Origin of the sequence: Streptomyces sp. NPDC057253, assembly GCF_042669125.1 — a bacterium.
Taxonomy (GTDB): Bacteria; Actinomycetota; Actinomycetes; order Streptomycetales; family Streptomycetaceae; genus Streptomyces.
Window position 1 is genome coordinate 119,248 of the sequence record NZ_JBHUXV010000011.1, and the last position, 17,694, is coordinate 136,941.

20 protein-coding genes are annotated in these 17,694 nt (G+C 72.1%); 12 read left to right on the forward strand and 8 right to left on the reverse strand.

The window, feature by feature from the left end; translation table 11 throughout:
- Positions 1 to 31: 31 nt before the first annotated feature.
- Positions 32 to 688 (forward strand): GntR family transcriptional regulator, encoded by a 657-nt coding sequence (locus tag ACFULQ_RS08975; protein WP_383540181.1) that lies wholly within the window; start codon positions 32 to 34, stop codon positions 686 to 688.
- Positions 689 to 695: 7 nt separating this feature from the next.
- On the opposite strand, the gene ACFULQ_RS08980 is transcribed toward ACFULQ_RS08975, so the two are convergent.
- The 3 genes from ACFULQ_RS08980 to ACFULQ_RS08990 form a co-directional block, all read right to left on the reverse strand.
- Positions 696 to 1,748 carry a glycoside hydrolase family 43 protein gene (locus ACFULQ_RS08980; RefSeq protein ID WP_383540256.1) on the reverse strand — a complete coding sequence of 351 codons (1,053 nt, stop codon included), beginning with the start codon at positions 1,746 to 1,748 and terminating at the stop codon, positions 696 to 698.
- 76 nt (positions 1,749 to 1,824) lie between these two features.
- Positions 1,825 to 2,127: a DUF1905 domain-containing protein gene (locus ACFULQ_RS08985; RefSeq protein ID WP_383540184.1), complete on the reverse strand. Its 303-nt coding sequence runs from the start codon at positions 2,125 to 2,127 to the stop codon at positions 1,825 to 1,827.
- Positions 2,128 to 2,151: 24 nt separating this feature from the next.
- Positions 2,152 to 2,811 (reverse strand): TetR family transcriptional regulator, encoded by a 660-nt coding sequence (locus ACFULQ_RS08990; protein ID WP_383540187.1) that lies wholly within the window; start codon positions 2,809 to 2,811, stop codon positions 2,152 to 2,154.
- A gap of 58 nt (positions 2,812 to 2,869) precedes the next feature.
- Between ACFULQ_RS08990 and ACFULQ_RS08995 the strand changes: the two genes are divergently transcribed.
- From ACFULQ_RS08995 to ACFULQ_RS09005, 3 genes are all read left to right on the forward strand, one after another.
- Positions 2,870 to 3,547 (forward strand): class II aldolase/adducin family protein, encoded by a 678-nt coding sequence (locus tag ACFULQ_RS08995; RefSeq protein ID WP_383540189.1) that lies wholly within the window; start codon positions 2,870 to 2,872, stop codon positions 3,545 to 3,547.
- A complete protein-coding gene (locus tag ACFULQ_RS09000; protein WP_383540192.1) occupies positions 3,544 to 4,473 on the forward strand; it encodes a carbohydrate kinase family protein in 930 nt (309 codons plus the stop codon). Before ACFULQ_RS08995 ends, ACFULQ_RS09000 begins: the two co-directional genes overlap by 4 nt.
- Before the next feature lie 89 nt (positions 4,474 to 4,562).
- Positions 4,563 to 4,892 carry a DUF2218 domain-containing protein gene (locus ACFULQ_RS09005; protein WP_383540194.1) on the forward strand — a complete coding sequence of 110 codons (330 nt, stop codon included), beginning with the start codon at positions 4,563 to 4,565 and terminating at the stop codon, positions 4,890 to 4,892.
- A gap of 5 nt (positions 4,893 to 4,897) precedes the next feature.
- Here the strand turns inward: ACFULQ_RS09005 and ACFULQ_RS09010 are convergent, their stop codons facing one another.
- Genes ACFULQ_RS09010 through ACFULQ_RS09025 form a run of 4 tightly spaced genes read right to left on the reverse strand, consistent with a single transcriptional unit; the run spans position 4,898 to position 8,910 of the window.
- Positions 4,898 to 5,434: an NUDIX hydrolase family protein gene (locus tag ACFULQ_RS09010; RefSeq protein WP_383540197.1), complete on the reverse strand. Its 537-nt coding sequence runs from the start codon at positions 5,432 to 5,434 to the stop codon at positions 4,898 to 4,900.
- 33 nt (positions 5,435 to 5,467) lie between these two features.
- Positions 5,468 to 6,652: an amidohydrolase family protein gene (locus ACFULQ_RS09015; protein ID WP_383540199.1), complete on the reverse strand. Its 1,185-nt coding sequence runs from the start codon at positions 6,650 to 6,652 to the stop codon at positions 5,468 to 5,470.
- A 2-nt stretch (positions 6,653 to 6,654) separates the two neighbouring features.
- Complete coding sequence (locus tag ACFULQ_RS09020; protein ID WP_383540202.1) at positions 6,655 to 8,058, reverse strand: glutamine synthetase family protein; 1,404 nt, start codon at positions 8,056 to 8,058, stop codon at positions 6,655 to 6,657.
- Between the two features lie 39 nt (positions 8,059 to 8,097).
- Positions 8,098 to 8,910, reverse strand: a complete 813-nt coding sequence (locus ACFULQ_RS09025; RefSeq protein WP_383540205.1) for an SAM-dependent methyltransferase — start codon at positions 8,908 to 8,910, stop codon at positions 8,098 to 8,100.
- Between the two features lie 160 nt (positions 8,911 to 9,070).
- On the opposite strand from ACFULQ_RS09025, the gene ACFULQ_RS09030 reads away from it, so the two are divergent.
- The 8 genes from ACFULQ_RS09030 (at position 9,071) to ACFULQ_RS09065 (ending at position 16,640) form a co-directional block, all read left to right on the forward strand.
- Positions 9,071 to 9,526: a potassium channel family protein gene (locus ACFULQ_RS09030; protein ID WP_383540208.1), complete on the forward strand. Its 456-nt coding sequence runs from the start codon at positions 9,071 to 9,073 to the stop codon at positions 9,524 to 9,526.
- A gap of 208 nt (positions 9,527 to 9,734) precedes the next feature.
- Complete coding sequence (locus tag ACFULQ_RS09035; RefSeq protein WP_383540210.1) at positions 9,735 to 10,367, forward strand: helix-turn-helix domain-containing protein; 633 nt, start codon at positions 9,735 to 9,737, stop codon at positions 10,365 to 10,367.
- 52 nt (positions 10,368 to 10,419) lie between these two features.
- Positions 10,420 to 11,757, forward strand: a complete 1,338-nt coding sequence (locus tag ACFULQ_RS09040; protein WP_383540213.1) for a M24 family metallopeptidase — start codon at positions 10,420 to 10,422, stop codon at positions 11,755 to 11,757.
- Positions 11,744 to 12,721, forward strand: coding sequence for a thiamine pyrophosphate-dependent dehydrogenase E1 component subunit alpha (locus ACFULQ_RS09045; protein WP_383540215.1), 978 nt, complete (start codon positions 11,744 to 11,746; stop codon positions 12,719 to 12,721). Before ACFULQ_RS09040 ends, ACFULQ_RS09045 begins: the two co-directional genes overlap by 14 nt.
- Positions 12,709 to 13,719, forward strand: a complete 1,011-nt coding sequence (locus tag ACFULQ_RS09050; RefSeq protein ID WP_383540218.1) for an alpha-ketoacid dehydrogenase subunit beta — start codon at positions 12,709 to 12,711, stop codon at positions 13,717 to 13,719. Before ACFULQ_RS09045 ends, ACFULQ_RS09050 begins: the two co-directional genes overlap by 13 nt.
- A 22-nt stretch (positions 13,720 to 13,741) precedes the next feature.
- Positions 13,742 to 15,085: an amidohydrolase family protein gene (locus ACFULQ_RS09055; protein ID WP_383540221.1), complete on the forward strand. Its 1,344-nt coding sequence runs from the start codon at positions 13,742 to 13,744 to the stop codon at positions 15,083 to 15,085.
- The gene (locus ACFULQ_RS09060; protein WP_383540224.1) at positions 15,082 to 15,954 is read left to right on the forward strand and encodes a cupin domain-containing protein; all 873 of its coding nucleotides are present in this window, start codon (positions 15,082 to 15,084) and stop codon (positions 15,952 to 15,954) included. Before ACFULQ_RS09055 ends, ACFULQ_RS09060 begins: the two co-directional genes overlap by 4 nt.
- Positions 15,951 to 16,640 carry an SDR family NAD(P)-dependent oxidoreductase gene (locus ACFULQ_RS09065; RefSeq protein ID WP_383540227.1) on the forward strand — a complete coding sequence of 230 codons (690 nt, stop codon included), beginning with the start codon at positions 15,951 to 15,953 and terminating at the stop codon, positions 16,638 to 16,640. Before ACFULQ_RS09060 ends, ACFULQ_RS09065 begins: the two co-directional genes overlap by 4 nt.
- A 27-nt stretch (positions 16,641 to 16,667) precedes the next feature.
- On the opposite strand, the gene ACFULQ_RS09070 is transcribed toward ACFULQ_RS09065, so the two are convergent.
- Positions 16,668 to 17,462: an SAM-dependent methyltransferase gene (locus tag ACFULQ_RS09070; RefSeq protein ID WP_383540230.1), complete on the reverse strand. Its 795-nt coding sequence runs from the start codon at positions 17,460 to 17,462 to the stop codon at positions 16,668 to 16,670.
- Positions 17,463 to 17,694 lie beyond the last annotated feature (232 nt).

The window sequence follows — 17,694 nt, forward strand, 5'->3', positions numbered from 1 at the left end:
GGAGCTTGTCGAACAGGTCAAGGGGGCATCCATGGAGCAGACAGCTGCCCAGGTCGAGGAGCTGTCGCTCGCCGAGCGCGCGTACCGCGCCATCCGCGACCGGCTCGTCATGCTGGAGATCCGCCCCGGCGCACCGATCAACGAGGAGCAACTGGGCCAGTTGCTCGGCGTCGGCCGCACCCCGGTGCGCGAGGCGCTCAAGCGGCTCCAGTACGAGCGCCTGATCACCACCTACCCCCGGCGCGGCACCTTCGCCACCGAGGTCAACATCACCGACCTCGCCCATATCTCCGAGGTGCGCCAGGAGCTGGAGCCCCTGGCCGCGGCCCAGGCCGCACGGCGCGCCACGGCCGCCGACCGGGCGAACCTCACGGCGCTCCGCGCGGAGCTGGACGACGGCGGCCTCGGCCGGGACCCCGCGGAGCTGATGCGGCTGGACCTGAGGGTCCACCGGGCCATCTACACCGCCACGCACAACCCGTACCTGGAGGACACCCTCGTCCGCCACGACAACCTGGCCACCCGCATCTGGTGCCTGTTCGTGGACCGGCTGGCCGACATGGCCGGCCATGTCGAGGAGCACGGTCCGCTGATCGCGGCGATCGTCGCCGGTGACGCCGACCGGGCGGCACGGCTGGCCCGCGGCCACGTGGAGGGCTTCGAGCGGGCCGTGCGCGAGGCCATCTGAGTCCGGTCTACTCCCCGGAGGGCGAGGGCAGTTGGACCCCGGGGGCCGGCGGCGTGCCGAGGTTCGGGGTGCCGGTCTCGTCCCCGTCGAGGTCGGTGCACTGGCGCACCACCCGCAGTTCATTGCCCTCGCACCGCACCTCGTACAGTTTCCCGCGCGCGTTCTCGAAGGGGCGGTGCAGGATCATCAGCAGCCGGCCGTCGAAGGCCCGGAACAGCATGCCGTGCCCGCTGTCGTCCCGGACCAGCGGCCGGCGCTGCTCCCAAGGCCCGGTCAGCTCACCGGACTTGGAGACCGCGTAGGTCTGCACGTAACCACCGCTGACGGTGCCGTCCGCACCGGCCGTGTTCTTCTCGTACGTCGACCACAGCATGAAAAGGGCGCCGCCAGGGCCGCGGTGGAGCTGGGGGCCGTCGGTGACGTAGGGCGCGAGCTGGTGCGGTACGCCCGCGGGGATCTGCTCGCCGAGCCAGGACGCGTCCGAGCCCTTGAACAGGAAGACGGGGTCGCCGATCGTGCCGGTGAGATCCGGGGCCAGCCGGATGGCCTCCATGGTCCCGTCGACGGTCTGGAGCCACTCGTGCGCGTACACCATCCAGGGCTGCCCGGCCGGATCGACGTGGAGCGTGCCGTCGAGCGTCATGAGGCGGGCGGGCGGGGTCGGCCCGGTCGGGTCCACGACGGTGAAAGGGCCCAGCAGCGAGTCGGACACGGCGGTGACCGTGCCGCGCGCGTGGTTCGGCAGCTGGAAGGGCGTGCCCCACCGGCCCGCGGGCGGCACCGGGAGCCGGTGGCTCTCGTCGTGCAGCGTGGTGAAGAGGTAGTACCTGCCGCCCCAGGCGTGCACCTCCGGCGCCCACCCGCCGTTCCGCGCCCAGAGCCCCTGCTGCTCGTCGGTCCGGAACACCACCACGGGCCGCGTCCACTCCCGCAGGTCACGACTGCGGTAGACCATCGTCCCGACCCCCTCCACCCCCGACACGGACGGCTCGTTGGAGGTGTAGAGGTGGTACGTTCGCGTCGCCTCGTCGGCCACGACGAACGGATCGTGCAGCGGCATGTCGGGCAGCCGCAGGAGCTCGGTGTCGGTCACGGTCGCACGATACGTGGACGTCGGGCCCGTGCACCCGGGCGCTTCAGCCGACGGGACGCTCGAGGCGGACCGTCATCTCCACCCGTACGTCGTCCCCCGCGTCGAGCCCCTCCGGCAAGCGCACGGCGTTCTTGAGCGGCAGCAGGTAGCCGCCGTCCTTCGGGAAGAGCGACGTCGTGAAGGTGACCTCGCCGACGCGGGCCTCGACCGGGATCACGCCCCAGCCGTACGTGGCCGTCCTGGCGACCTCGCCGATGTCGGCGGACTCCTGGTCGGGCACCGGGACGAAGTAGTACGGCGCCGGGCCGCGCCATTCGATCACCCGGCCGGTGAAGGTGAGCCGCATGGGTCCCCCGTCGGTTCGAAGACGTCAGGAGACGTTGTACCGCGCCGCGATGTCCGTGAGATAACCCCGCAGCAGGATCTTCGCCTCCTCCAGCAGCGCCGCGTCCCCCTTCACGTCCCGGCGGAACGCCTCCTGCGCGAGGGCGTCGGCGGCGAGGACGGCCGCGTGGCAGACGCGGGCGAGGGCGTCGTCGTCCTCGGCGAGACGCAGGGCGAGCAGGATGCGGCGGATCCCGTCGGCCATCCGGAGCTTGTGCTCACGGTCCGCGGCCCGGGTCCGCTCGGTCAGTCCGCTTCCGAACCACAGGGCGCGGAAGCCGTGTTCGGTGCGGTAGATCTCCGCGTACGCGTCGATGAGGACACCGACCGGGTCCTCCCAGCGCTCGCCGGCCGCGGCCGCCACGAGCGCGTCCATCGCGGCTTCCAGCTTCGCGAAGTAGCCGGCCGCCAGCGCCTCGATGATCGCACCGCGGTCGGGCAGGTACTGGTACAGCGAGCCGACCGACACCCGGGCCTCGGACGCGATCCGGGTCGTGGTGAGCGCCTCGACGCCCTCCTCGACCAGGATGCGCTCGGCGGCGTCCAGCACCCGGGCCAACCGGGCCCGGCTGCGGGCCTGTTGGGGAGTGCGGCGCAGGGAGGCGATCCATGCGGCCGGGTCGGAGTCCGCGCCGGGCTCGCTCACGCACCAACCTCCAAACCTGAACGTGACTTTGTTTCAGGTTTAGGTTAGCGTCGCGCGCATGACCGACTCAAGCCCGGTGCTGAGCGAGGAGCGGGCCGCCGTGGCGGCCGCCTGCCGCCGTCTGGGGGCCGAGGGCCTGCTCATCGGTACGGCGGGCAACGTCAGCGTGCGGGTCGGGGACCGCGTGGCCATCACCGCGACCGGAGCCGTCCTCGCCGAGCTCACCCCGGACCAGGTGACCGTCGTGGACCTCGACGGCGAGATCATGGCCGGAAGCCTGCTGCCGACCTCGGAGCTCGACCTCCACCTCGGTGTCTACCGCCGCTACGGCACCACCGCGGTCGTCCACACCCACGCCCCGATGGCCACCGCGCTCTCCCTCGTCCTCGACGAACTGCCCTGCATCCACTACCAGTTGCTCGCCCTCGGCGGCACCGTCCGGGTCGCCCCCTACGCCACCTTCGGCACCCCGGAACTCGCCGAGTCGGTGCTCACCGCGCTGGAGGGGCGGGGCGCCGCCCTGATGGCCAACCACGGCGCGGTCACCCATGCCCCGACCCTCGACAAGGCAGTCGAGCACGCACTCCTCCTCGAATGGGCCTGCGGTGTGTACCAGCGCGCGGCCGCCCTCGGGACACCGCGCGCCCTCGACGAACAGCAGCAGATCGCGGTGATCGAGGCCGCCCTCGCCCGCAACTACGGCACCACGCAATCCGCACAGGAGAGGAACAGATGAACGTCGTCACCATGGGTGTGCACGTCCTGGACGTGCTGGTCCGGCCGGTCGAGGAGATACCCGAGGGGCAGGGCGCGACCCTGGTCGAGGACATCCGCATGACCGCCGCGGGCACCGCCGCCGGCACCGCCCTGACCCTCGCCAAGCTGGGCGCCTCGGTCCGCACGGCCGGCGCGATCGGCACCGACCCCACCGGCGACCTGCTGATCCAGCTGCTGCGGACGGCGGGCATCGACACCGAACTGCTGGTGCGGCGCAGGGACACCGCCACCTCCGCGAGCGTCCTGCCGATCCGCCCCAACGGCGACCGCCCCTCCCTCCACCTCCTCGGCGCCAACATCACCTACGGCCTCGACGACGTCCCCTGGGACGCGGTCGCCCAAGCGAGCCACCTGCACCTCGGCGGCCCCGAACTGATCGGCGCCGACGTCGCCGCCCGCATCCTGGCGCACGCCAAGGACCACGGCGTGGTCACCTCGGTGGACCTCCTGGCCCCGGGCTACCTCGGCACCTTCGACCAGGTCGAACCGCTGCTCCCGTACGTCGACTTCCTGCTCCCCAACGACGACCAGGTCCTCGGTTTCAGCGAGGAGGACGACCTGGTCGCCGGTGCCAGGAAGTTCCTGGCCGCCGGGGTGGGCCTGGTCGCGGTCACCCGCGGCGGCGAAGGAGCCCTCCTCGTCACCGCCGAGGACACCGAGACCGTGCCCGCCTTCGAGGTCGAGGTCGTCGACACCACCGGTTGCGGCGACGCCTTTTCGGCGGGCTTCCTGCGCGGGCTGAGCCTCGGCCGTACGCCCCGCGAGGCGGCCGTCCTCGGCAGTGCCGCGGCCGCGCTGGTCGCGCAGGGACTCGGCAGCGACCACGGGGAGTTCGACCTGGCGGAGGCCGACGAGTTCTCGATGACGAGCAAGGTCCGCGCCTAGCCGGAGCGGTGAAGGAGGGGTGCGGAATGGGCGTGGGGCGCCCGGTGTTGCGGCAGCATCGAGTTCCACCGCACTCCCTGGGAGTTCCCATGCCCCGCTCCGAAGCCCGCGTCGCCACCGACCGCCCGCACCGCTACGCCAAGCAGCTCGCCTCGCACCTCGGGCGCCGCTCCACGACCAGCTGGGACGAGGAGAGCGGTGAGGGCAGCCTGCTCTTCCAGAACGGAGGCAAGGGCTCCCTCACCGCCACCGAGGGCGCGCTGCTGCTGACCCTGGAGACGGAGGCCGAACACCTCGACCTCCTGGAGGGCGTGGTCGGCAGCCACCTGGTCCGCTTCGGCACCAAGGACGAACTCGTCGTCGAGTGGACGCGGGACGGCGGCGAGCCGGGCACCACCCAGCGCAGGGAATCCGACTGAGCGGCTCAGATCACACAGCCGACATGGGCCAGCGCCTGCTTGAGCAGCACTCCGTGCCCGCCGGGCATCTCGCTCTCCACCGCCGGTGACAGGGCCTCCTGCGGGCTGAACCACACCAGGTCCAGGGCGTCCTGGCGGGGCCGGCAGTCGCCGGACACCGGGACCACGTAGGCGAGGGACACCGCGTGCTGGCGCGGGTCGTGGTACGGGGTGATCCCCTGGGTGGGGAAGTACTCCGCCACCGTGAACGGCTGGAGCGAGGAGGGGATCCGGGGCAGGGCCACGGGTCCCAGGTCCTTCTCCAGGTGACGCAGCAGCGCGTCCCGGACCCGCTCGTGGTGCAGAACGCGGCCGGAGACCAGAGTCCGGCTGACCGTTCCGTCGGGTCCGATGCGCAGCAGCAGGCCGACGCTGGTGACTTCGCCGCTGTCGTCGACGCGCACGGGCACGGCCTCGACGTACAGGATGGGCATCCGGGCGCGGGCCTGCTCAAGATCGTCGGCGCTCAGCCAGCCGGGCGTGGTATCGGTCAAGTCAGACATTGCTAGATCATACTTTCCGGGGACGGCGGGCGCTCAGTCGCGCCCGCCTGGTGGGACAGGGGCCGGGGCAGGAAGTCCGTAGAGGCGGCGGGCGTTGTCCCCGCTCGCCCAGGCCGCGATGCGCAAGGCGTCCGGCAGGCTCAGCTCGTCGGCGTCCACCCGCTCCTGGAGCAGATCGGCCAGACCGCGCCGGAAGGACAGCGCGCCGAGCAGATGGAATTCGGCCACGCCGTACGCGTCCGAGCTGTACAGCAGCTTGCGGAACGGCGTGATCTCCAGCGCCTCCGCCAGGATCGCCCGGGACCGCGCCGGGCCGACGAAGTGCAGCGTGAGGCCCACGTCCAGGTACACCTGCTCGAACACCGCGGCCAGATAGGCGGCCTGCCGCTGGTACGGCCAGCAGTGCAGCAGCAGGACCGGGATGGTGCCCGCGGTCAGGTGCAGCCAGTCCGTGAGGTGGGTCGGGTCGACGCGGTGCATCCGGATGTCACTGTCGCCGAACCCGGTGTGCAGCTGGAGCGGCAGGCCCAGGTCCACGGCGGTCCACAGCAGATGCCGTACCAGAACCGGATCGGCCAGCCGGCCGCCTCGGGCCAGCCACTCCCCGGCCGCGCGGATGACCTCCTGGTCGGTGGGCCGGGCCGGGTCCAGGTCGAAGCCGGTGCGGTAGGCGGCGACCGACTTCACCGCCACCACGCCCGGCCGCCCCACGGCCTCCAGGGCCGCGGCGCGGAACGTGTCGGCGTAGGCCCGCGCCCGCACTCCCCGCGCCGCCACCGCCTCGGCGACGCTCTCCAGCCGGACCACCTCGTACGCCGTCCCGCCCGCCGCCTCCGCGAGCTGGGCCGGGGTGCTGAGACGTTCCGGCAGATACCCGGTGTCCACGCAGAAGACGTCCGTGCCCGCCGCCGTCAGGAAGCGGCGGTTGACCTCCCGCGGACCGAGCTCCGCGCGCCGGGCCAGGTAGTCCTCCGGGGAGGCGTGGCGCGGCAGGTCGAGGACGGGCGCGCAGTGGCGGCGGACCGCCACGCCGACGGGGCTGTCGAAGGACGAGATCCCGGGCCAGAGCGCACCCTCGGTGAGCAGCGACTCGAAGCCCGGGCGGTCCAGGGCGCCGGTGACGACCCCGTGGCAGTGGTGGTCCACGAGGCGGGCGCCGGCGAGGGCCTCCTGGACGGGATGCGCGCCCGTACCCGGCTGAGGGGGAGGTCCGCTCATGCTCAGTACTTCCAGCGGTACGCCGCCGCGATCTGCTCGTCGTCCAGCTCGGCCACCGCATCGCTCTCCCCGAACCGCACGGCGACCACGGCGTCGGCGAGGGCCGGGCCCAGCGCGGCCCGAAGCCGTTCGTCGGCGCGGAACGCCCGCACCGCCTGGGAGAGCGAGGTCGGCAGCCGTCGTACGCCCGCCGCGGCGGCCTGGTCGGCGGGGAGCAGGGCCGGATCGCCGGTGATCTCCCTGGGCAGCGGCATGGCCGAGGTCAGCCCGTCGAGTCCGGCGGCGATCAGGCCGGTGAGGGCGAGATACGGATTGGCCGCCAGGTCGACCGGCTTCAGCTCCATGTTCGCGGACCGGTCGGTCAGGCCCGCCGTGCCGGTGACGATCCGGACGGCCGCCTCCCGGGTCTCGCGGCCCCAGACGCTGAACACCCCGGCCCACTGGGAGGGTTTGAGGCGCAGATAGCTCGCCGGGCTCGGCGCGGTCAGGGCGGTGAGCGCGTGCAGATGGGCCAGCACACCCGCGATGAAGGACTCCGCGTCCGCGGTCATGCCGTACCGGCCCTTGCCGCCGGAGTGCAGGTTCACGCCGTCGCGCCAGACGGAGAGGTGGAGATGGCCGCCGTTGCCCACCCCCTCCGCGAAGACCGCCGGGGCGAAGGAGACGACGAGTCCGTGCCGCTGGGCCACCGCCCGGATCGTCTGCCGCACGAGCACGCTGACGTCGGCCGCCGCCACCGGGTCCAGCGCACTCGTGGAGATCTCGAACTGCCCCGCCGCGTACTCGGGATGGAGCTGCTCCACCTCGATGCCCTGCTCGGCGCAGGCCGCCAGCAGGTCGGCCGTGTAGTCGCCGAGTTCGACCTGCCGGACGGCGCCGTACGCCGGCCCCCACGCGGCGGGCACGAACGGGCCGTCGGCCACCGGGCCCCGGCCCACCGCCCACTCGATCTCGACGCCCGCCTTGAAGGTGATGCCGTACCGCTCGGCCGCCTCGGTGACGATCCGCCGCAGCACCGTGCGGGAGCAGCCCGGATGCGGCTCGCCCTCCTGAGTGATCCGGTCGACCGGCGCCCAGGCCCAGCCGGGCTGCCCGGCCAGCGCCACCAGCCGGTCCAGGTCGGGGTAGAGGCGAAGATCGCCGTCGGGGGAGCCGAAGGCGTCGGTGGTGACGATGGAGTCGTTGGCCAGGAAGGTGTCGAACACCGGCGACATGCCCACGCCCCAGGCCGCCGCGGAGGGCAGCTTGGCCGTCGGAACCGTCTTCACCCGGCAGACGCCCGCGGTGTCGACGTAGGCCAGCACCACGCCGTGCACACCCTTCTTGGTCAGCTCGTCGCCCAGTGCGGTGGCCCGCTCCACGTCACCGGGACGGCCGCCGGGGACGGGATCGGCAAGGGTGGTCATACGTCCTCCACGACGGGCTCGGCTGGATCGGATCCCGCGTCAGGGTTTCACGGCCACCGCACCGAACTGCGGTACCACGGCCGGGGAGTCCGAATCGGCACGCCACCGCGAACAGGAGACCAGGCCCGGTTCGAGCAGGTCGAGGCCCTCGAAGAAGCCGGCGATGTCCTTGCCGCTGCGGGCCGTGATCGGCGGAGTGGCGTTCTCGTTCCAGAACTTCATGGCCGGGATCTGCCCCTCGCCGCCCAGCTCCGCGTCGAACGTGGGGTGGGTCAGGGCGAGATGGCTGCCCGCGGGCATCGCCGCCATGACCTCGCGCGCGATCCGGCGGGCCTCGTCGGTGTCCAGGACGAAGTTGAGGATGCCGAGCATCATCACCGCCACCGGCTTGCTGAAGTCCAGCGTCCGGGAGGCGCGTTCGAGGATGGCGGCCGGGTCGTGGACGTCGGCGTCGATGTAGTCGGTGACGCCCTCGGGCGTGCTGGTCAGCAGGGTGCGGGCGTGCACGAGGACGATCGGGTCGTTGTCGACGTAGACGATCCGCGCGTCGGGCGCGATGCGCTGCGCGATCTGGTGGGTGTTGTCCACCGTCGGCAGTCCGGTGCCGATGTCGAGGAACTGCCGGATGCCCCGCTCCTCGGCGAGGAAGCGCACCGAGCGGCCCAGGAACCAGCGGTCCGCGCGGGCGATCTCCCGGATGATCGGGAACATCCCGGCGACATGGTCGCCGACCCGCTGGTCGACCTCGTAGTTGTCCTTGCCGCCGATCCAGTAGTTCCACACGCGCGCGTTGTGCGCCACACCTGTGTTCAGCCTCGCCGATGCGCCCGACGGGGTGTGGCTCTCGCTCACGACGGTGCTCCTTCTCGTGCCTGCGGCCGTTGTCGCCATTGTGCCGTCCGATGATCAGCCTGTCCCGGGAACCGCGACCTGAACGCCCCGTCCGAGATGCTCACGGACCCTTCGGCGGCGACACTGGCCGGGTACCGACCCCTTGGCGCGAGGAGTGCGCATGCTGCCCGGATTCCTCACCAGGGCGGTCGAGTTGCTGCTCGGCCGGGACGGACGCTCGCTCCATCTGAAGGCGGCGGGCGGTGCGACGGCCGTCCTGCTCGTCGTGATGCTCCTCGGTTCCTGGGCGGTTCTCGCCGCCGAGGACGGGGCGCGGGGCGCCAACCTGACCTCGTACCCCAAGGCCCTGTGGTGGTCGGTCGAGACGGCGACCACGGTCGGATACGGCGACTTCTTCCCGGTGACCTGGTGGGGCCGGGTCGTCGGCACGGTCGTCATGGTCGTCGGGATCACGACGTACGGCATGGTCACCGCGGCCCTCGCGACCTGGTTCGTGGCGCGGGAGCAGAAGCGGCGGCATGGGCTCCACGAGGCCGGCGCGGAGACCCTGCACGCCCTGCACGAGCGCTTCGACCGGCTGGAGGAGTTGCTGGAGCCGGCGCGGAAGAGGCGGTGACGCAGACTCGGGCCTCCCCGGTGACCGACCCCTCCGGCACCGGGCCTCCCCGGTCGCCGGCCCCTTCCGCACCAGGCCTCCCCGGTCGCCGTCCCCTCCCGCACCGGGCCTCCCCGGTCGCCGACCCTTCCCCCACCGGGCTCGCCGGTGGTCTTTCCCGGACGGGGCAACCGGTTGTTCAATGGGGCTGAACAGAAGAGGAGCCCCCGTGTCCCCCGCCCCCGTGCCCTCCGTCGGCGCCCGCATCCGGCAGGCGCGGCTGGAGCGTGGGCTGGGGCTGCGTGCCCTGGCCCGGGAGGTCGGTGTCTCGGCCAGCCTGGTCTCCCAGATAGAGACCGGCAAGAGCCAGCCGTCGGTGAGCACCCTGTACGCCATCACCACGGCCCTCGGCATCTCCGTCGAGTCCCTCTTCGAGACGGGGGAGACCGCCGCGGCGATGCCGTCGGCCTCCGTCGCACACGCCCTGGCGGCCTTCGCGGCCGACCCCGCCCGCCGCATCGGCCCCCTGGTCGGCCCGGCTGAGCGGGAGGTGCTGGAGCTGGACTCCGGCGTGGTGTGGGAGCGGCTCGGGCACGTCCCCGGCACCGACGTCGACTTCCTGCTCGTCACCTACCGGCCCGGCGGCTCCTCCTCCGACTCGGGCGGTCTGATGCGGCACACCGGCACCGAGTACGGCTATCTTACCTCCGGCGAACTCGTCCTCACCCTCGGCTTCGACGAGCGGATCCTGCGCCCCGGCGACGCGGTCTGCTTCGAGTCCGCGACCCCGCACCGCTACCGCAACGACGGCGACGAGCCGGCCGTGGGCGTCTGGTTCGTGTCGAGCCAAAGTGTTCAGTGACACTTGACACTCCCCGCGGACGGTCGTTGACTCGAAGGTGGGGGTGGTCGCGATGGCGATCCGCACGTACGGCCCCAATGCCGTCGACTGGGAAGAGCGCGTCGACCTGGACCGGCTGCGCACCCAGCGCCTGGCCCGGCTCCACGACAGGCTGAACCGTTCCGAACTGGGCGCCGTGCTCAGCTTCGACTTCGCCAACATCCGCTACATGACCGCCACGCACATCGGCACCTGGGCGATGGACAAGCTGATCCGCTTCGCCCTGCTGGTCCGCGGCGGCGACCCGATCGTCTGGGACTTCGGCTCCGCCGCCCGCCACCACCAGCTCTACAACCCGTGGCTCGACTACAGCGACGGCAAGGGCGGCCCGCCCACCGGAGCCCGCGCCGGTATCTCCACCCTCCGGGGCGCCTTCCACCCGGACGCCGGGATCGCCGAGGACGTCGCCGCGAAGATCGCCGCCGAACTCCGCGCGCACGGCCTGGCCGGCGAACCGCTCGGCGTCGACGTCGCCGAGATGCCCGTCCTCGCCGCCCTGCGCGCCGAGGGCATCGACGTGGTCGACGGCCAGCAGGTCTTCCTGGAGGCCCGCCGCATCAAGACCGGCGACGAGATCTCCCTGCTCGCCCAGGCCTGCGCGATGGTCGACGCGGCCTACGAGGAGCTCTATGCCCACCTGCGCCCCGGAGTCCGCGAGAACGAGTGCGTGGGCCTGGTCAGCAAGGTCCTCTACGACCTCGGCAGCGAGTACGTCGAAGGCGTCAACGCGATCTCGGGGGAACGCTGTTCACCCCACCCGCACGTCTACAGCGACCGCCTGATCCGCCCCGGCGACCCCGCCTTCTTCGACATCCTCCACAGCCACCTGGGCTATCGCACCTGCTACTACCGCACCTTCGCCGTCGGCAGCGCCTCCCGCGCGCAGCGGGACGCGTACGTGCGCTGCCGGGAGTACATGGACGAGGCGATCTCCCTCGTCCGGCCGGGCGCCACCACCGCCGACATCGTCCAGGTCTGGCCGCGCGCCGAGGAGTTCGGCTTCGCCGACGAGACCGCCGCGTTCGCCCTCCAGTACGGCCACGGCGTCGGCCTGTCGATCTGGGAGAAGCCCATCTTCAGCCGCCTGGTCTCCCTGGATCACCCCGAAGTCCTCGAAGAGGGCATGGTGTTCGCCCTGGAGACCTACTGGCCCGCCGCCGACGGCTGGTCCGCCGCCCGGATCGAGGAGGAGCTGGTCGTCACCGCCGACGGCTGCGAGGTCATCACCAAGTTCCCCGCCGAGGAACTGCTGGTGGCGGGCCGCAAGTACTGGACGGTGGGCGGCGAGCTCAACACCGCCCGGGAGGCGCAGTCCCACCTGAACACGGGGACCGGCGATGGACACCGCTGAACTCCTCGCCCTGTACGAGCGGATGGTGCTCATCCGCCGTACGGAGAAGGCCGCCCACGACCTGTTCCTCCAGGGCCTGGTCAAGGGCACCACCCATCTCGCCGCCGGCCACGAGGCGATCGCCGTGGGCGCGAGCGCCGCCCTGCGCGAGGACGACTACGTCTTCGCCACCTACCGCGGCCACCACCACGCGATGGCCCGCGGCGCCACCCCCGAGGAGTGCCTCGCCGAACTCATGCAGCGGGCCACGGGGTTGTGCCGGGCCAAGGGCGGCTCCATGCACCTCACCAAGGCCGCGAGCAACATGCTCGGCTCCTACGCCATCGTCGGTGCCCATCTCCCGATGGCGGTCGGCGCCGCCTGGTCCGCCCGGCTGCGGGGCACGCGGCAGCTCGCGGTCGCCTTCTTCGGGGACGGCGCCACCAACATCGGCGCCTTCCACGAGGCCCTGAACCTGGCCGCCGTGTGGAAGCTTCCGGTGCTGTTCGTCTGCGAGAACAACCTGTACATGGAGTACACGCCGATCGCCGACGTCACTGCGGTGGCCCGGCCCGCCGCCGACCGGGCGCCCGCGTACGGCATCCCCGGCGAGGTGGTCGACGGCAACGACGTCGTCGCCGTCAGCGAGGCGGTGGCACGGCTGGCGCGGCGGGCGCGGGCCGGAGAAGGGCCTGCCGTGCTGGAGGCCGAGACCTACCGGCACTTCGGGCACAGCAGGTCCGACCCGGCGACCTACCGCCCCGCCGAGGAGGTCGAACGCTGGCTCAAGCACGACCCGTTGGACATCGCGAGGGGGCGGCTCGTCGAGGCCGGGGTGCCCGAGCCGACGGTCACCGCCGCCGACGACCGCGCGCGGACGGTCGTGGCGCAGGCTGTCGACGCCGCGAAGGACGCGCCGCCGCCCGATCCGCGGGAGGCGTTCACCGACGTGTGGGCCGACGGAGGTGCGGCATGGCGGACGTGAACGGGGCGCCTGCGGCCGCCCCGCGGCGGATCAGCTACCGGGACGCCGTCGCCGAGGGCATAGCCCGGGAGATGCGGCGCGATCCGTCGGTCGTCTGCCTGGGCGAGGACATCGGCGCGGCCGGCGGGGTGTTCAAGACGACCGTCGGGCTGCACAAGGAGTTCGGGCCCGAGCGGGTGTGGGACACGCCGATCTCCGAACAGGCCATCGTGGGCGCGGCGATGGGGGCCGCGATGACCGGGATGCGGCCCGTCGCGGAGATCATGTTCTCCGACTTTTTGGCCTGTTGTTGGGACTACCTCGCCAACGAGATACCCAAGGTGCGTTACATGACGGGTGGTCAGGTCACCGTGCCCCTCGTCGTGCGCACCGCCAACGGCGGCGGGCTCGGTTTCGGCGCCCAGCACTCGCAGGCCACCGAGAACTGGGCCCTGACCGTCCCCGGCCTGAAGATCGCGGCACCTTCGACGCCCGCCGACGTGATCGGCATGATGGCGGCGGCGATCCGCAGCGACGACCCCGTGGTGTTCTTCGAGCACAAGGGGCTGCTGGCCACCAAGGGCCCGCCCCCCGAGCCGGACCATGTCGTCGACCTCGGACGCGCGGCCGTCGTGCGCGAGGGCGCCGACGTGACGCTCGTGGCGCTCGCCTCGATGGTGCCCGTCGCGCTGACGGCCGCGGAGCGGCTCGCCGAGGAGGACATCGACGTCGAAGTCGTCGACCTGCGCTCGCTCGTGCCGCTCGACACGGCCACCGTCCTCGCCTCGCTCGGCCGGACCTCCCGGCTGGTCGTCGTCGAGGAGAACCCGTACCAGGGCGGCTGGGGCGCGACCGTCGTCTCCGTCGTCGCCGACGAGGGCTTCTCACTGCTGGACGCGCCGGTGCGCCGGGTCGCGGGGGAGTGCGTGCCGCTGCCCTTCGCGGACGTGCTGGAGGAACAGGTCATCCCCACCGTCGACAAGGTCGTGGCCGCCGTCAGGAGCCTGGCCGCGTACTGAACACCCCTGAGGAGGAAGCGCGATGAACCGACGGACACTCCTTCGTGCCGGACACGTGCTCTCGATGGATCCCGACATCGGGGACCTTCCGAGGGGTGACGTCCTCATCGAGGACGGGCGGATCGTGGCCGTCGAGCGCGAGATCAGCGCCGACGCCGAAGTCCTCGACATGACCGGCCGGATCGTGATCCCCGGCTTCGTCGACACCCACCGCCACACATGGGAGGCCTCGATCCGCAACGTGGCGCCGGACGCCACCCTCGACGACTACTTCGTGGACATCCTCGACACCTTCGCCCCCCTCTACACCCCCGAGGACGTGTACGCGGCCAACCTCGCGGGCGCCCTGGAATGCCTCAACGCCGGTATCACCACGCTCGTCGACTGGTCCCACATCAACAACACGCCCGAGCACCCGGACGCGGCGATCCGGGCCCTGACCGAGACCGGCATCCGCGCCCAGTACGCCTACGGCAGCGCCAACACCTCTCTCGCCGACTACTGGTTCGAGAGCAAGATCGCGATCCCGGGCGACGACGTGCGCCGGATCCGCAACCAGTACTTCGCCTCCGAGGGCCTGTTGACGATGGCCCTCGCCACCCGCGGCCCCGGCTTCTGCGTCAACGACGTCGTCACCTCCGAATGGGCCCTCGCCCGCGAACTCGACATCCCGATCACCGTCCACGTGGCCATGGGACGCCTGGCCGGCCGCTTCGGCATGGTCAAGCAGCTCCACGACCTCGGCCTGCTCGGCCCCGACACCACCTACATCCACTGCTGCTACTTCAGCGAGGAGGAGTGGCGGCTGGTCGCCGACAGCGGCGGTACGGTCTCCATCGCGCCGCAGGTCGAGACGCAGATGGGGCACGGCTGGCCGCCGGTGATGAAGGCCATCGAGCACGGCCTGCGCCCCTCGCTCAGCATCGACGTCGTCACCACCGTCCCCGGCGACATGTTCACCCAGATCCGCGCGGCCTTCGGCGCCGAGCGCGCCCGCGTCAACGCGGACAGCTGGCAGGCCGATGTCCCCGTCCCGGACACCATGTTGACGGCACGTCAGATGCTGGAGATCGCCACCCGCAACGGCGCCCACGTGGCGGGCCTGGAGGACCGCACCGGTTCACTGACCCCGGGCAAGCGAGCAGACGTCGTCGCTGTCGACGCGACTGCCCTGAACGTGGCTCCCGTTCACGACGCGGCCGCCGCGGTGGCGCTGAGCGCAGACGTCTCCAACGTGGAGACCGTCATCGTCGACGGCGTGGTCCGCAAGCGCGACGGCAGGCTCACGGCCGACGTGGCCCGGGCCCGGCGCCTGGTCGAGGAGTCCCGCGACCGGCTGCTGGCCGCGAAGGAGGCCCGGGCGTGACGCTGCACCTGGTGCGCCGCGCCGCCGACGTACCGGAGCCTTCGTACGACGAACACGGCTACCGGCGGCGGGAGTTGGTCGGCGAGGGCGACGGCAGCTCGCACACCGGTTTCGGGGTGTGCGAGCTGCGCCCCGACGGGAGCGTCGCGGCCCATGTGCACTCGTACGAGGAGAGCTTCCACGTCCTCGACGGGAGCGTGATCCTGGACATGCCCGAGGGGCCGTGTCTGCTGGAGGAGGGCGACTACGGCCTCCTGCCGACCGGTGTCCCGCACGCCTGGCGCGGCGCCGGGGACGCGGTGGCCCGCTGGGCGGACATGCTCGCGCCGGTACCTCGGGCCCGGTACGGCCACGACACCCAGCCGGTTCCGCCGTGGCCTGTGCGCGAGGCGGTCCGGATCGACGTCCGCGACCCGCGCACCCGGTCCTTCGGGCACTTCGAACCCGCGCAGATGGACCCCGGGAAGCAGTCCCAGGACCTGCTCGCGGTGTCGGCGAGCATGCGGACCGCGCTCCTCGTCTACAGCGGGATCACCGTGAAGATGATGGTCGACGGCGACCTCGGCGCGGTCGCCTCGACGATGTTCATGGTGCAGTACGCGCCCGACGGCGTCGCGGGCACACACGACCATCCCTTCGAGGAGACCTATCTCTTCCTCGAAGGCGAGGCCGACGCGGTGTTCGACGGGGCCCGCTACCGGCTCGGGCCCGGCGACTGCGCCTGGGCGGGGGCCGGTTGTGTGCACGGCTTCGCCAACGCCGGTGACGGAGCGCTGCGTTGGCTGGAGACCCAGGCCCCGCAGCCGCCGGTGCGGCACTCCTACCGGTTCACGCGGGACTGGGAGTACCTGAGGGAGGCCTCTCGATGAGCAGCGTGGTCGTGGTGGGCGCAACCTCCGGCATCGGGCGGGAGTTCGCCCGGGTCCGGGCGGAGCGCGGCGACGAGGTGGTGATCACCGGGCGGGACGCCCACCGCACCGACACCGTCGCCAAGGAGATCGGCGCCCGCGGGCTCGCGCTGGACCTCGCGCGGCCCAAAGGGATCATCGAAGCGCTCCAAGAGGTGGGAGCCGTCGACCACCTGGTGATCGCGGGCGTCTCCCGCGACGAGAACCGGGTCTCCGACTACGACATCGACGCGGCCGTCCACCTCGTCACGCTCAAGCTCGTCGGCTACACCGCCGTCGTGCACGCCCTGCGGTCCCGTCTCCACGACGACAGCGCCGTCGTGCTGTTCGGCGGCCAGGCCAAGGAGCGGCCCTATCCGGGGGCGACGACCGTGGCCACCGTCAACGCCGGGGTGAGAGGGCTGACGCACGCCCTCGCCGTCGAACTCGCTCCCGTCCGGGTCAACGCGATCCATCCCGGAGTCGTCGGCGACAGCCCCTACTGGCGGGCCAAACCGGAGCACGTACTGGCGGGCCTGCGGGCCAGGACCCCGACCGGCCGGCTCGCGACCGTGGCCGACGTGGTGGACGCCGTGGACTTCCTGCTGCGCAACGGCTCCGTCAACGCGGTGGAGTTGAGCGTGGACGGGGGCTGGCTGCTGGGGTGAGAATCCATCAGCCGCCAGAACGTGGGCTCAGCGCTTGATGCCGACCGCTCCGTAGAGGGAGACGGGCTCGCCGTCCTCCCGCTCGTCCGGGCGCCACCGCGACAGGGACACGATCCCCGGCTCCAGCACCTCAAGTCCCTTGAAGAGACGGCCCACTTCGTCCTGCGACCGCGCCACGAGGGTCACCCCCCTCGCCGTGTAAGCCGCGATGCCCGCGTTGACCTTCTCCGGATCGAAGTCCGCGGTCATCGCCGACAGCACCAGACAGCTGCCCGGCGCCAGCGCGTCGACGAGCGTGGCCACCAGTTCCTGGGCGCCGTCCGCGTCGGAGACGAAGTGCAGCAGCGCGATCAGCGACAGCGCGACAGGCTGGTCGAAGTCGAGGACGGCCGAGGCTCCTTGGAGGATCCGCTCCGGCTCGCGCGCGTCGGCCTGGAGGTAGTGCGTGGCCCCCTCCGGGGTGCCGTGCAGCAGGGCCGCCGCGTGCGCCAGGACGATCGGGTCGTTGTCGACGTACACGACCCGGGCGTCCGGTACGGCGGACTGGGCGATCTGGTGGAGGTTGGGCTCGGTGGGGATGCCGGAGCCGATGTCGAGGAACTGCCGAACCCCCGCCTCCCGTACGACGACCCGCGTGGCCCGCTCCATGAAGCGGCGGTTGGCGCGGGCCTGCCGGGGGGCGTCGCCCTGGGCCGTGATCTGCCGTCCGAGCTCCTCGTCGACGGGGTAGTTGTCCTTCCCGCCGAGGAACCAGTCGTACACCCGGGCCGGATGCGGCCTGCTCGTGTCGATCCGCCGGCCGGCCGACTCGGTCCCGGTCACACACGACTCCTCTGCTCGACACAGTGTGCGAGCAGTCTCCCATGATCGGTGGACCGCGGGGGGCTGTCTTCGGCCAGGTCGACGCCGACCGCCGGACGGGTCAACGCGGGCGCCGGGACGGCCGGTTGGAGAGCCGGCGATCGGGCCGGCGATCTGGTCGGCGATCTGGTCGGCGGTCGGTTCGCGGGGGAGCACGCAACGGCCGTGCGCGCCGTACGGGGTTCCCGTACGG